11 protein-coding genes, 2 tRNA genes and 1 pseudogene are annotated in these 15272 nt (G+C 27.9%); all 14 read right to left on the bottom strand.

The window, feature by feature from the left end:
• Positions 1 to 68 precede the first annotated feature (68 nt).
• A complete protein-coding gene (rpsO, locus tag AUT07_RS03145) occupies positions 69 to 338 on the bottom strand; it encodes a 30S ribosomal protein S15 (protein ID WP_236860971.1) in 270 nt (89 codons plus the stop codon).
• Positions 339 to 464: 126 nt separating this feature from the next.
• Complete coding sequence (gene truB / locus AUT07_RS03140; RefSeq protein ID WP_066284014.1) at positions 465 to 1412, bottom strand: tRNA pseudouridine(55) synthase TruB; 948 nt, start codon at positions 1410 to 1412, stop codon at positions 465 to 467.
• A complete protein-coding gene (rbfA, locus tag AUT07_RS03135) occupies positions 1409 to 1822 on the bottom strand; it encodes a 30S ribosome-binding factor RbfA (RefSeq protein ID WP_066284012.1) in 414 nt (137 codons plus the stop codon). Before rbfA ends, truB begins: the two co-directional genes overlap by 4 nt.
• A 162-nt stretch (positions 1823 to 1984) precedes the next feature.
• Positions 1985 to 4603, bottom strand: coding sequence for a translation initiation factor IF-2 (infB, locus tag AUT07_RS03130; RefSeq protein WP_066284011.1), 2619 nt, complete (start codon positions 4601 to 4603; stop codon positions 1985 to 1987).
• 20 nt (positions 4604 to 4623) lie between these two features.
• Entirely contained in the window at positions 4624 to 6138 is a 1515-nt protein-coding gene (gene nusA, locus AUT07_RS03125; protein ID WP_066284009.1) for a transcription termination factor NusA, read from the bottom strand.
• A gap of 143 nt (positions 6139 to 6281) precedes the next feature.
• On the bottom strand, positions 6282 to 6524 hold the full coding sequence (locus tag AUT07_RS03410) for an LSm family protein (protein ID WP_257720821.1): 243 nt from the start codon (positions 6522 to 6524) through the stop codon (positions 6282 to 6284).
• 314 nt (positions 6525 to 6838) lie between these two features.
• Positions 6839 to 6914 (bottom strand) — tRNA-Met (locus AUT07_RS03120).
• Between the two features lie 61 nt (positions 6915 to 6975).
• A tRNA-Leu gene (locus tag AUT07_RS03115) sits at positions 6976 to 7062 on the bottom strand.
• Positions 7063 to 7125: 63 nt separating this feature from the next.
• Positions 7126 to 7458: a preprotein translocase subunit SecG gene (gene secG, locus AUT07_RS03110; RefSeq protein WP_066284006.1), complete on the bottom strand. Its 333-nt coding sequence runs from the start codon at positions 7456 to 7458 to the stop codon at positions 7126 to 7128.
• 143 nt (positions 7459 to 7601) lie between these two features.
• On the bottom strand, positions 7602 to 8939 hold the full coding sequence (gene glmM / locus AUT07_RS03105) for a phosphoglucosamine mutase (RefSeq protein WP_066284003.1): 1338 nt from the start codon (positions 8937 to 8939) through the stop codon (positions 7602 to 7604).
• Positions 8932 to 9780, bottom strand: a complete 849-nt coding sequence (gene folP, locus AUT07_RS03100) for a dihydropteroate synthase (RefSeq protein WP_066284000.1) — start codon at positions 9778 to 9780, stop codon at positions 8932 to 8934. Before folP ends, glmM begins: the two co-directional genes overlap by 8 nt.
• Before the next feature lie 615 nt (positions 9781 to 10395).
• Positions 10396 to 12315, bottom strand: coding sequence for an ATP-dependent zinc metalloprotease FtsH (gene ftsH, locus AUT07_RS03095; protein WP_157871128.1), 1920 nt, complete (start codon positions 12313 to 12315; stop codon positions 10396 to 10398).
• Positions 12316 to 13042: 727 nt separating this feature from the next.
• Positions 13043 to 13519 (bottom strand): transcription elongation factor GreA, encoded by a 477-nt coding sequence (greA, locus tag AUT07_RS03090; protein ID WP_066283997.1) that lies wholly within the window; start codon positions 13517 to 13519, stop codon positions 13043 to 13045.
• A 671-nt stretch (positions 13520 to 14190) separates the two neighbouring features.
• A pseudogene (gene cgtA, locus AUT07_RS03085) lies at positions 14191 to 15225 on the bottom strand (Obg family GTPase CgtA); the annotation flags it as partial.
• Positions 15226 to 15272: the final 47 nt, after the last annotated feature.

Raw genomic sequence — 15272 nt, 5'->3', positions numbered from 1 at the left:
CAAATCAATCTCTTTTTAGTATAAAGGGGCCAATTTTAAAAGGCCCCTTTATACTAAAAAGAGATTGATTAATGACGCAATTCCAAACAATTAATAAGTTTTACATAGCTATCAAAATTTTTAATTTTCAAATAATTTAATTGCTTACGACGTTTAGAAACCATTTTTAATAAACCGCGGCGACTATGGTGATCTTTCTTGTGTTTAATGAAATGATTTTGTAAAAGATTAATTTTTGCGGTTAATAAAGCAACTTGTACTTCATTTGAACCTGTATCTTTTTTATTATTGCTATATTCTGCTATAATATTTGCTTTTGAATACATTAACATCTCCAAATTTTCTATAAAAATCAAACAAAGGAAACTAATATATAATTATTAGAACTAATAACCAATCGCATTATATACTAAAATTGTTTTTATTACAAGATAAAACTAATACTTTGCCATAACTTTTTAATATTAATTTTCAAATACTAAACGGATAGGAGTTATTATATTTTGTTCTTTTATTTCAGCAATCCCAATGAATTTATGCATATCACCTTCTGTAACTTTAACTTTCATACCTTTAAACATTTTTTTAGAAAAAGAATTATTATGAATAATAATCGATTGTCCTTTTTTAAAAAAATTAGAAATGGTATATGGAACATTTACTTCACAAAAATGATTAATAGCGCTATCTATAGGTAATAATAAAGAATCTAATTTTTTATTTAAATAAATCCCCCCATTTGTTTTTTGTTTGATGGTGTATAAATTATCCATTGTTACCATATTTTTAATAGAATAACTACCTACCTGTAAACGTCTTAAATAGATCACATTAGCACCACAACCTAAAAATTCACCTAAATCATCAATCAGAGTTCTTATATAAGTTCCTTTTGAACAATGAATAGTTAATTCTAGTTCATTTTTTTGCCAACGTTCACATTGTAAATCATAAATTTTAATTAATCTACCTTTACGTTTTATAGTAATACCCTGGCGAATATATTTATAAAGTGGTTTCCCGTGATATTTAATAGCAGAATACATAGGTGGTATTTGTATTAAATCACCACGAAATGTATCTAATGCTTTCTCAAGTTGAGTTTGATTTATTTTTATTGGACGTCGACAAATTAATTTGCCATATATATCAAAAGTATCAGTACGTTCTCCTAATCGAGCAATAACTTTATACCTCTTATCAGAATCAAGTAAATATTGTGAAAATTTTGTTGCATTACCTAAACAAATAGGCAACATACCACTAGCTAAAGGATCAAGTGAACCAGTATGACCTGCTTTTTTAGCGTTGAATAAATATCTTACTTTTTGTAAAGCATTATTAGATGAAATATCTACAGGTTTATCTAATAATAATATTCCATGAATATCACGTCCTTTCTGATGTCTCATTTATTACTCTTGAAATTATTAGTAGCACCTAGATGATTTTTATTATCAGGAGCTGACTTACTAACTAAATTAGATATCTGTATACCTTTAATTAAAGAATTATCATAAAAAAAAGTTAATTCAGGAATGATACGCAACCGCATTTCTTTACTTAATAAAAAACGAATATATTTAGCCATATTACTATTCAATAATTTAATATTATTAAAAATCATATCTTCATGTTTTTGATCTAATATATTTAAAAAAGTAACAAATACTTTAGCGTAAACTAAATCAGAAGAAATTTTAACTTCTGAAATAGTAACCATATTAATACGAGGATCTTTAATTTTTAGTTGAAAAATAATAGAAATCTTTTTTTTTATTTCCTGTGCAATACGATGAGTACGATAAAAACATTTTCTCATTAAGAAATTCCTTAAAATGCTAGTATCATATACTAGCAAACAATAATATTATATACGTTAAATTAACAAATAGTATCTATATTAAAAATTAAAAATCTTTTATAATATTAATTCAATCTTAATCTATAATTTTACACAATCTTTAACGAAATTATAAAAAACTTAAGCATCAATAGAACGTTTTATTTTAATAACTTCAAAAACTTCTATCATATCACCAACTTGTATATCATTATAGTCCTTCACTCCAATACCACACTCCATACCATTACAAACTTCATTAATATCATCTTTAAAACGACGTAATGATTCTAATTCACCTTCATAAATAACTATATTATCACGTAATATGCGAATAGGATTATTACGTTTTATTATACCATGAATAACCATACAACCTGCAATAGCACTAAATTGAGGTGATTTAAAAATATTACGTACTTCTGCTAATCCTATGATATTCTGTTCGTATTCAAAGCCTAACATACCATTCATAGATTGCTTTATATCATCAATCAAATTATAAATTACCGAATAATAACGTAAATCTAAATTTTCATTTTCAATAATTTTTCTTGCAGATAAATCAGCTCGAACATTAAACCCAATAATAATTGCATTAGAAGCAGATGCTAATGTAGCATCAGTTTCTGTAATACCACCAACACCTAGACCAATAATTTTTACTTTTACTTTATTAGTTGATATTTTTTGTAATGACTCAGCAATAGCTTCACACGTACCTTGTACATCAGTTTTTAATACAATATTTAATTCAGATATCTTATCAGATTTCATATCAGAAAACATAGTTTCTAATTTTAATTTATGCTGATTTGCCAATTTTACTTCCCGAAACTTGCCTTGACGATAAAGTGCAACTTCACGTGCTTTCTTTTCATTACGAACAACCATTATTTCATCTCCTGCTGAAGGTATATTGGATAATCCTAAAATTTCAACTGGAATAGATGGTCCTGAAGATTGAATTTCTTTCCCTAATTCATTACGCATTGCACGAATACGACCATACTCAAAACCACATAATACAATATCACCTTTATTCAAAATACCCTCTTGAACTAAAACAGTAGCAACTACACCACGACATTTATCTAAATAAGACTCTATAACAACTCCGCATGCCATACCAGTATGAATTGCTTTTAGTTCTAATACCTCAGCTTCCAATAAAATAGCTTGCAATAATTCATCGATACCTAATCCAGTTTTTGCAGAAACATTAATAAATTGATTTTCCCCTCCTAAATCTTCAGCAATAATACCATATTTTAATAATTCATTTTTAACCCGTTCAGGATCGGATCCTGTTTTATCTATTTTATTAATTGCAACTACAATTGGCACATCAGCAGACTTAGCATGTTGAATAGCTTCTATAGTTTGAGGCATTACTCCATCATCTGCAGCAACAACTAAAACAACAATATCAGTTACTTTAACACCACGAGCGCGCATAGAAGTAAATGCCGCGTGTCCTGGTGTATCTAAAAATGTAATCATGCCCTTATCTGTTTCAACATGATAAGCACCTATATGTTGTGTAATCCCACCTACTTCCATTGATGCAATTTTAGTTGAACGAATATAATCAAGCAAAGAAGTTTTTCCATGATCTACATGTCCCATAATTGTTACTACTGGAGATCTTGGTTTTATTATTGATTTACCTATATCACGATCAATCAAAATAGCTTTTTCTAATTCATTTTCACGACGTAATATAACTTTATGACCCATTTCTTCTGCAACAAGTTGAGCTGTTTCTTGATCAAGAATCTGATTAATAGTTACCATTGCACCCATTTTCATCATAGTTTTAATAATTTGAGAACTTTTAATTGCCATTTTATTAGCTAATTCAGACACTGAAATAGTTTCTCCAATAACAACGTCACGATTAATAACAGATATCGGTTTTGTGAAACCTTGTTGTAATGAACTTAATTTTTTCTGTTTGCTTTTAATTTTATTAGTACGAACGACCGATCTTTCCTCTTCACGATCAAATTTTTCAAAATTTTTATTATTTTTTTGTCGTATACTCCTTATAATCCTATGTTTAATTCGCTTTCCTTCTTCTTTTTCATCATTTTCATCTTCTGCTTCACGTGCATGACGATAAGTAGTAGTATGATAATCTACATTATCGTCAATATGATTATTAATATTCCAACGTTTAGCATTTTCCTTTGCCATATGACGAACTTCATCAGCTACTCGTTTTGCTCCAATTTTAAATTTATGAAGTGTTTCTTTTTCAACCTTACGCTTAAGATCTATTACTTCAGCTTCTCGTCGTTGTTTTTCAGTAACAGCATTTAAATCCCGATTAGATTTAATTATTTTTTGATTAATTTTTCTTTGTTTCACATGTTTTTTTTCCACTACTTTATACTTTTCATCTTGCCTTTCTTGCTTTTCTTGACTTTCTTGCTTTTCTGTTTTTATTTTTTCTAATATTTCATAGTCAATATATGTGCGTTTTTTACGTACTTCAATATTAACTGATTTACTTTTACCACTAGTACTCAGCACATTAAGTATGCTACGGGTTTTTCTCTGTAGTGTTAACTTTCCAGTATGATTATTTGTAGTTCCATCTTCACGATTTAAGTATTCAAGCAAAGTCTTTTTTTCATTATGGGTAACAGAATCATTTTCAGTTTTTTTTATTCCAGCATTAGCAAACTGCTGTACTAAACGTTCAACTGAAGTTTGAATTCCTGCCGCTAATGATTTTACAGTTTCATCTACCATTATATTTCTTCCTACTCAAATTATTTTGAATCGCTACCAAACCAACAAATATTACGTGCAGCCATAATAATTTCACCAGCTTGTTTATCACTTATTAATCCTTCAACTTCTTTTAAATCATCAATTCCTTGATCAGCAAGATCTTCTAATGTGCATATATTACGAGAAGCTAAGCTCATGGCTAATGCATGATCCATACCTGGTAGATTTAATAAATTATCAGTTGGTTGATTATTTCTAATACTCTCTTTTTTAGCTAATTCTAATATTGTTAATGCAGATTTTGCTCTTTGACGCAAAACTTTAATTGTTGTTTCATCAAGTCCTGTAATATTTAATAATTCCTTGACTGGTATATAAGCTAATTCTTCTAATGTGGAAAACCCTTTCTCAACAAGAATAACTGCAAATTCTTCATCAATATTTAAATACTTAATGAAAGCTTTAATAGATGTATGTGCTTCTTCTTGATGCTTAGCTTCAAGTTCTTCAGCAGTCATGATATTTAATTCCCATTTTTCATCTCTTTGATGTTTTTTTAGTAACTGGGATGCTAATCGGATATTTTGTCCATTACGACCAATTGCTTGAGCTAAATTATTACTTTCGACAGCAACATCCATAGTACATTTATCTTCATCAACTACAATAGAAGCAACATCAGCTGGAGCCATAGCATTAATAACAAATTGTGCGGGATTATCATCCCATAAAACAATATCAATACGCTCACCACAAAGCTCAGTTGATACAGCTTGTACCCGTGCGCCACGCATTCCAACACAGGCACCTACTGGATCAATTCGTTTATCGTTAGTTTTTACTGCAATTTTTGCTCTAGAACCTGGATCACGGGCTGCAGCTTTAATTTCAATCATTTCTTCTCCAATTTCAGGTACTTCTATACGAAATAATTCTATTAACATTTCAGGTTTAGATCTTGTAATAAATAGTTGAGCCCCCCTAGATTCAGGATGTATATCATATAATACGCCACGAATACGATCACCTATTCGAAAATTTTCACGAGGAAGCATATCTTCTCGCAAGATAATTCCTTCAGCATTATTACCTAAATCTAATGTAATATTTTCCCGATTTACTTTTTTTACTATACCAGTAATAATTTCACCTTGTTGCTTACGAAATTGTTCAACTACCATTGCTCTTTCAGCTTCACGTACCTTTTGAACAATTACCTGTTTTGCAGTTTGAGTCGTAATACGATCAAATGTAATAGATTCTATTTGATCTTCTATATAATCACCTATTTTAATAGATGAATTTTCAAATTTAGCAGCATCTAAAGTAATTTCACGTGTAGGTTGCGTGACTTCTTCTACTACTAACCAACGACGAAAAGTGTCAAAATCTCCTATTTTACGATTAATATTGACACGTACGTCAATTTCTTGTTCGTATTTTTTCTTAGTAGCTGTTGCTAGTGCAGTTTCAAGAACTTCAAATATTTTTTCACGTGGAAGTGATTTTTCATTAGAAACAGCTTCTACAACAGCTAAAATTTCTTTATTCATCCTAGTTACCTCATCAAAATTTATTATTAAAAGATGGGTACCAAATTGGCTTTTTATATGTTTTTTAATAAAAACACTTAATTCTTACCATCTACAGTAATCATAATTATTCTGTCATCAATAAATTTAATTATTTCTTTCCATTAATGACAATTATGCATTTTTATTTTTAATGTCAGGTTAACTTCTTTACTAATAAAACGTTTATAATGAGCACTAATAATAAATAATAAAAGTTCAATTCCTAGTGAAGATATCTCAAGGTTATAAATTACTGTAATAGAATCTTCAATATCTAATATAGCACTAATTTGATGGCTAACATCTATATAATTATTAATTGTAATATTATATTTATGATCAATATAAACTAGTAAAGTTAAAATTTGTAATCGTATAAATTACAAACCAATAAATGCAAAACCCAAGCCTTTTATAGAAGCTGGAATAATTGATTTTAATTTTTGTTTGATCATAAATAAATTCAACCTTTTAAAAAAAATTAAATATAAAATATATATAAAAATAACTCATTAAATTTATTGTAAATAAAAAAACCCCGAAAATAGGGGTTTCATATAACTGGAGAATATTTATTACTGCCAGTAAGAGGTTTAAATCCCTGACTTAGCATTTTTTTAATATAAAAATGATGTAATTAAATTAAGATAACCTCTGAGATAGATTATTTTTGAAAAAGTGGTTGCGGGAGTCGGATTTGAACCGACGACCTTCGGGTTATGAGCCCGACGAGCTACCATCTGCTCCATCCCGCTTTAATATTTTAAATTTAAAATTTGTAATCTATAGAAATTATAAGTCATCATTTCTAAATAATGCCGAGGACGGGACTTGAACCCGTATGCTCTTGTATTGAGCACTACCCCCTCAAGATAGCATGTATACCAATTTCACCACCTCGGCTTTTATATAATGAAATTAAACACTACAAGAAATCTTTTTAATAAAATATAAAAAGTAAAAATACTAATTAGGAATGCCATGTATTGGTGATACAGAATTATTAAAATTTTTAGGAGTACTATCTGTAACAGATTTGCCAATATTTTCCCATTTATTTTTTACACTAGTATTCGTAGTTAAATTTCCTAAAACCAAACTAATAACAAAAAATAACGTTGTAAACAGTGTTGTCATTTTTGTTAAAAAATTATTTGGTCCTGATGAACCAAATAATGATGTAGAAGTACTTAAACTATAAGATCTCCCAATATCACTACCTTTACTAGGCTGTAGTAGTATCATTAAAATTAAAGATACCGAAATTAATAAGAAAATAACTAGAAAAGTAATATACATTTAATTACCTTACAATAAATTAATTATTAATAAGCAGCTTTTTTATATTAGCTAAAAAATAAATAATAAGCAAGACTATTTTTATATAAAAACTACTAATATTAATTTTTATTTTTATAAGTAATATTATATAAAAATTTTACTTATTTTACATGTTGTACTACTTGTGCAATAAAATGAGCCATTATATTAATTTCTTTTTCATTTTCACCTTCCACCATAATCCGAATTACAGGTTCAGTACCTGATTTTCGTAATAACACTCTGCCTCTACTATTTAATTTATTTTCTACTTTATTTACAGCGTTTAAAACATCTTCTGTAACCAATGGATTACAATTACCTGAAAAATATACATTAACCAATACTTGAGGCATTAATACAACATCTTGACAAAAATCATAAAGACTAACATTATTTCGTATGATTGCACTTAAAACTTGTAAACTTGCAATAATACCATCACCTGTTGTTGTTTTATCTAATAAAATAATATGACCTGATTTTTCAGCACCAATACGCCATCCTTGTTTTTGTAATGTTTCTAATACATAACGATCACCTACTTTAGCTCTAATAAAAGGTATATTTAACTTTTGTAATGCTAATTCTAATCCTATATTACTCATCAAAGTACCAACAACACCACCATGTAATTTGCCTTGTTTAAGTGCATTACTAGCAATAACATAAAGTATTTGATCACCATCAATTTTATTTCCCATATGATCAACTATAATTACTCTATCACCATCACCATCAAATGCAAGACCAATATCTGCTTTTTCAGCTATAACATATTTTTGCAAAAGTACAACATCAGTAGCACCACAACCATTATTGATATTAAATCCATTTGGTTCACAACAAATAGTTATAACCTCAGCACCAAGTTCAATTAAAACATTTGGTGCTATGTGATATGTTGCACCATTAGCACAATCTAAAACTATTTTTAATCCACTTAAACTTTGATCACTAGGAAATGTTCCTTTACAATATTCTATATATCTACCAGCAGCATCAACAATACGACTAGCTCTTCCTAATTCAGCAGATTTTACACATGTAAGTGGTTTTTCCATCTCAAATTCTATCGCCTCTTCTACTTCATCAGGTAATTTAGTTCCATTAAGTGAAAAAATTTTTATTCCATTATCATAATATGGATTATGAGATGCTGAAATTACTATTCCTGCTTCAGCACGAAATGTTCTTGTTAAATAAGCAATTGCTGGTGTAGGCATAGGACCTGTAAATGCAGCTGATAAACCGGCAGCCGCAAGCCCTGATTCTAAAGCAGATTCTAACATGTAACCTGAAATACGTGTATCCTTACCTATAATTATTTTTCGAGAACCATGGCGCGCTAATACTTTACCTGCAGCCCAACCTAATTTTAAAACAAAATCAGGAGTAATAGGTTTTTCTCCTACTTTACCACGAATACCATCAGTACCAAAATATTTGCGCTTACTCATAATTATTCATTTCCTTTATTAAAAGGATTTCATGAACAATTTTCATAGCTTGTACGGTTTCTTTTACATCATGGACACGAATAATTTGTGCTCCTTTCATAGCTGCAATGACTGCACAACTAATACTACCAACAAGTCGATTATTTGTTGGCACATTCAACAATTCACCTATCATAGATTTACGTGACATACCAACTAATAATGGGACTCCTAAACTATTAAATTCATGTAATTTTGCTAATAATTGATAATTATGATTTAAATTTTTACCAAAACCAAAACCTGGATCTATGATTAAACGATTTTTTTTAATACCATTTATCTCACAGCGATTAATTTCATTTAATAATTGTTTTTTTACTTCAGATACTATATTTTTATAATTAATATTTTTTTGCATAATTTTCTGGCTACCTAACATATGCATAATACAAATTGGTAACCCTGTTTTTGAAGCAACTTCTAACGCACCAGGTTCATGCAATGAGCGAATATCATTAATAATATGTACTCCTGCTTTATATGCTTCTTCCATAACAATAGCTTTAGATGTATCTACCGATACTAAAACATCAAAATTTTTAGTAACCGCTTTAATTATTGGTATAACCCTTTCCAGTTCTTGTTGTAAACTTACTTTATGGGCACCAGGCCTAGTCGATTCGCCACCAATGTCAATAATTGAAGCACCATCTTTTATCATACTAGATGCATGTTTAACTGCATAATCATAACAATTGTATAATCCACCATCAGAAAAAGAATCAGGAGTAATATTTAATATCCCCATAACAATAGGAGAATTAAAATTAAAATTCATATTTCTAGTAGAAATTTTCATAATTACCTTATTTAATATAAAATACAAATTGAAGATAAAAATCTTCAATATAGGTTAATTAATATTTTTTTCATAAATTATAGAAGGGCTATAAAACTAAATTTATATAAAACTACTTTTTAGCTATACCATAAGAGTTAAGAATATAAGCATACTTAATTTATAACTGATTTATAAATTAAATTAACTATAAAATTCCTTGTCTCATTATTTAAAATAAATACTTATTATTGCTAGAATGACAACTATTATTTATGAAATAAGATTTTTGTAATATTCTAAAAAGATACATCTAAAAGTTAAAAATACATGTAAATATAATTTTTACAATATTTTTAAAAATTAAAAAAAAGTAATTTATTTTATAAATGAAAATATTACTAATATAGCGCAAATTCATATACTAACTGAATTATAATTTAGTTAGCATTAATTAAATAATAAAAATGATATTCATGTATTAAAATAATATTTTTAAATGAATTATAGCAAATAATACTAAGCTTATTTAATAATGTTTAAGTTTATCTAAACAGCAAAAAATTAATTATAACTTAAACTATATTTTTATTTTTAATTTATAATTATTTTTATATATTTATATATCCATGATTATTAATCATGTCCATGTAAACTATTTTCATCATGAGTTACAGTAATGTTCTTTTTTGAATTTTCTTTTAATGGATACTTTATAGTAGTAGTGATATTATTATCATCCCATCCAACTGGTGTTCTAACTGGACGCCGATTCATTAAATCTTCTATTTGAAGTGCATCAATAGTTTCATATTTCATTAATGCATCCTTCATTGCATGTAAAATATCCATATGATCATTTAAAATTTTATGGGCTCGTTTATAATTACGATCAATTATTGCTTTAATTTCTTTATCAATAGCCCTAGCAGTTTCATCTGATATATGATTAACTTTTGCAAATGAACGACCAAGAAAAACTTCACTTTCTTCTTCAGCATAAAGCAATGGGCCTAATTTTTCAGAAAAACCCCATTGGGTAACCATATTACGGGCAAGATTAGTTGCTATTTTAATATCATTTGATGCACCAGTTGATACTCTTTCTGATCCATAAATAATTTCTTCAGCTAGTCGACCACCATAAAGTGTAGAAATTTGACTTTCTAGTTTTTGTCTACTTGCACTAATTTGATCTCCCTCTGGTAAAAAAAATGTTACACCTAAAGTACGCCCTCTAGGGATAATTGTTACTTTATGAACAGGATCATGTTCTGGAACAATACGTCCTATAATTGCATGACCAGCTTCATGATAAGCAGTAGATTCTTTTTGTGCTTCTGTCATAACCATAGAACGACGCTCTGCGCCCATCATTATTTTATCTTTTGCTTTTTCAAACTCTAACATTGCAACAACAGATTTATTACACCGAGCTGCAAAAAGTGCAGCTTCATTAACTAAATTAGCTAAATCGGCACCAGAAAAACCTGGTGTTCCTCGTGCTAATACAGAAGCATCAACATTAAGATCTAAAGGCACACGACGCATATGAATCTTTAAAATCTGTTCACGACCACGAACGTCAGGTAAAGCTACAATAACTTGTCGATCAAAACGTCCTGGACGTAATAACGCCGGATCTAAAACATCTGGGCGATTTGTAGCTGCAATAACAATAATACCTTCATTGCCTTCGAATCCATCCATTTCTACCAGCATTTGATTAAGTGTCTGCTCACGTTCATCATGTCCTCCTCCTAAACCAGCACCACGTTGTCTACCAACAGCATCTATTTCATCAATAAAAATTATACAAGGTGCAGTTTTTTTTGATTGTTCAAACATATCTCTAACACGAGAAGCACCCACACCAACAAACATTTCTACAAAATCTGAACCAGAAATAGTAAAGAAAGGAACTTTTGCTTCACCAGCAATAGCTTTTGCTAATAATGTTTTACCCGTTCCTGGAGGACCTACCATCAAAATGCCCTTAGGAATTTTACCACCTAACTTTTGAAACCGTCCAGGTTCACGCAAATATTCAACTAACTCACTAACTTCTTCTTTAGCTTCATCACAACCTGCAACATCTGCAAAAGTTGTTTTGATTTGATCTTCTGTTAACATACGAGCTTTACTTTTGCCAAAAGACATAGCACCTTTACCACCAGCCCCTTGCATTTGGCGCATAAAAAAAATCCAAACTCCAATTAATAATAACATTGGAAACCAGGAAATAAAAATAGTTGCTAAGAAACTTTGTTCTTGAGGTGGTTCACCAATAACAGTGACATGTCTTTCAAGTAATGTATCTAATAATCTTGAGTCTTCTCTTACTGGAATGTACGTCGTATAACGACTATTGTCTGTTTTCTTAACACTAATTTCACGATCAGAAATCCGCACTTCACTAATTTGATCTTGAATTAACTCATTTATAAAAGTAGAATAATTCACCTTGCGATTATTTGAATCGCTAGGACCAAAATTCTGGAATAGAGATATAAGCACTACTGCAATAACTACCCACAGAATCAGGTTTTTAGCCATATCACTCAAGGGATGAAACCTCTTTAATTGCAAATTCATTAAATAGATAACGTATAAGATACTGTATTTTACATCCTGCCGTCATGAAAAATTTTATAAACAACTTGCTTGAATTACATTTATTGTAATATCCACTTATATAAATAATTTGCCTTATATAATTAAGTAAATAACTAAATAAATAACTAAATCTATATTAAAATCATCATTAAATTATACATAATTAACTAATAATAAATGTTAATTAACTTTAACTAATCAAATATTTATTAGCTTAAATACATTAACTATAACTCTACAATATTTTTATTTTTAATCTTAAGTATTAATAATAAACCAGAGTAAGACTCTGCTATATAATATATGATAACTTTTATTTTATAAAATAAATAAAAATACTAAAATTTGTTTAAAAGTTGTATAAACTATACTATATTAACACTTAATAAAAAATAATTTAAAATAAATACTTAAATTTTTTTTAAAAAACTACATGTAACCAACACAGTCAATATAATTATTCAAAAAATAATTTTTATAATACATATAATAATAAATTTTAAAATAAAAGTAATGAAAAAATCATGAAATTAAATTTAAATTTGTATTTGCTGTATTTATATTAATATTGCTTTATCTAAAATAGATAACTTTTATAACTATAAAAAAATACTATACCATTTCAAAAACATTATCTAATTTTTCTGCAAAAACAAAAAAATAATTTTCAAATATACTGTACTCTTAAAATTTTATATTTAACATTACCACCAGGAGTATTGATTATTACTTCATCGCCAGTAGTTTTTCCAATTAAACCTCTTGCTATAGGAGAGTTAATAGAAATCAAATTCTCCTTTATATCAGATTCATCATCACCAACAATACGATAAGTTTCATTTTCATTTATTATGATATTAAATAAAATTATTGTTGCGCCAAATATTACTCGGCCTTCATTTTTAATTTTTGTTACGTCAATAATTTGTGCATTAGATAATTTTGCTTCAATTTCTTGAATACTGCCTTCACAGAATCCTTGTTGCTCACGAGCTGAATGATATTCTATATTTTCTTTCAAATCACCATGTTTACGAGCTTCTGCAATGGCAGAAATTATTTCAGGACGACGAATGTTTTTTAAAAACTCTAATTTTTTACGTAATTTTTCTACACCACGTATAGTCATTGGAATCCGTTTCATTCATAAATTCCTCTGATTCTTCTAACTTAAAGAAATATTAAATTTTTATTAATTTAAATAAATTACTACTTTTTAAAAAATAAAATTTAAAACTAAAAATATGATTTTAATTCATTATTATAACAAATATTTCACAGTTTAAATTAGTTATTTGAATTAAAATATCATATATACTTAATACTAAGTCATTTAAATTTATATTTAAAATATTGCATTTTAACTTATTATATTTTAAAAATCAAAATATTAACAATAGATTACTGACTAAATAAACTAATAATATGATCACATTTCAGGTATTTTTATAGTAAGAAAAATAATATGTATTATAATTACAGTAAAATTTAGTACTAACTAATAATACTATAATTTCACAATACATTATTAAATGTAAAGTATTAATCAACTAATAATATACTATTATCTATCTATATAGGTATATACTATCATAGTAATAAAATTATCATATAATCATAAAACTATAGAATATATTACATATTATAAATTATTTTCTAGCATCTTTAAAATAAAAATAATATTAATTAATTTTTCTAAAATATTATCTTAATTTAAACTTTTAATAAATTTTATTTATTATTAAATAAATTACATTAATAGATATAATTATATATAAAAATTAGTCTTATATAAATATAGCGTTATTTTAGTTTAGTTTCATGTATAGATATATTTTTAGAATAAGATTCTATAAATCTCATAATATCCAAACAAAGTAATTTAGTTCCTATAAAATTAACAGCAGAAATCTGATAATATCTATCTTTCCATTTTAATGCTTGGATAATAGTTTTAATACGATTATTAATATTTTCAGAAACTGAAAGATCAATTTTATTGAATACTAACCACCTAGGTTTTTGTGTTAGTTTTACACTGTATTTTTTCAACTCTGCATCAATTATTTTAATGTGTTCGATTGGATCAGAACCATCTATTGGACAAATATCAATAATATGCAAAAGCATCTTACAACGTTCTAAATGTTGCAAAAAATGAATGCCTAATCCTGCACCATCTGCAGCTCCCTGAATTAATCCAGGGATATCAGCAATAATAAATCTAGAACAAATATTTATAATTACTACACCTAAACTTGGCGATAAAGTAGTAAATGGATAAGTTGATATTTTGGGTGTTGCAGATGAAACTGAGCGAATAAAAGTAGATTTTCCTGAGTTTGGCATACCTAAAAGACCTACATCAGCTAATAATATCAATTCCAGTAATAATTCTTTTGTTTCTCCTTTTGTCCCCATAGTTTTTTGACGTGGACTTCTATTTATTGATGATTTAAATCTAGCATTTCCTAAACCATGAAATCCACCTTTTGCTATCATAAAACTCTGATTATGAAACACCATGTCACAAATAACTTCTTTATTATTTAAAAAATTACTTACTCGTGTACCTACTGGCACTTTAATTATAATGTCTTTACCTCTCCTGCCTGTACAATTACGACTTTTACCATCTTGACCTCGTTCTGCTCTAAAGATTTTCTTAAATTTATAGCTGATTAATGTATTAAAATTTTCATCAGCTAATAGGTAAACATCACCACCATCACCACCATCACCACCATTAGGACCACCTTTAGGAATATATTTCTCACGACGGAAACTAATACAACCATTTCCACCATCACCAGCTATAACTAAGATTCTAGCTTTATCAATGAATTTCATCATTTTCTCTATATATTAAAAACTATATTTTCATTTTATGAAAATAG

The organism is Candidatus Arsenophonus lipoptenae (assembly GCF_001534665.1).
Taxonomy (GTDB): domain Bacteria; phylum Pseudomonadota; class Gammaproteobacteria; order Enterobacterales; family Enterobacteriaceae; genus Arsenophonus; species Arsenophonus lipoptenae.
Note: the sequence above shows the minus strand (reverse complement) of the source record. Positions and strands in the feature narration are given on the sequence as shown.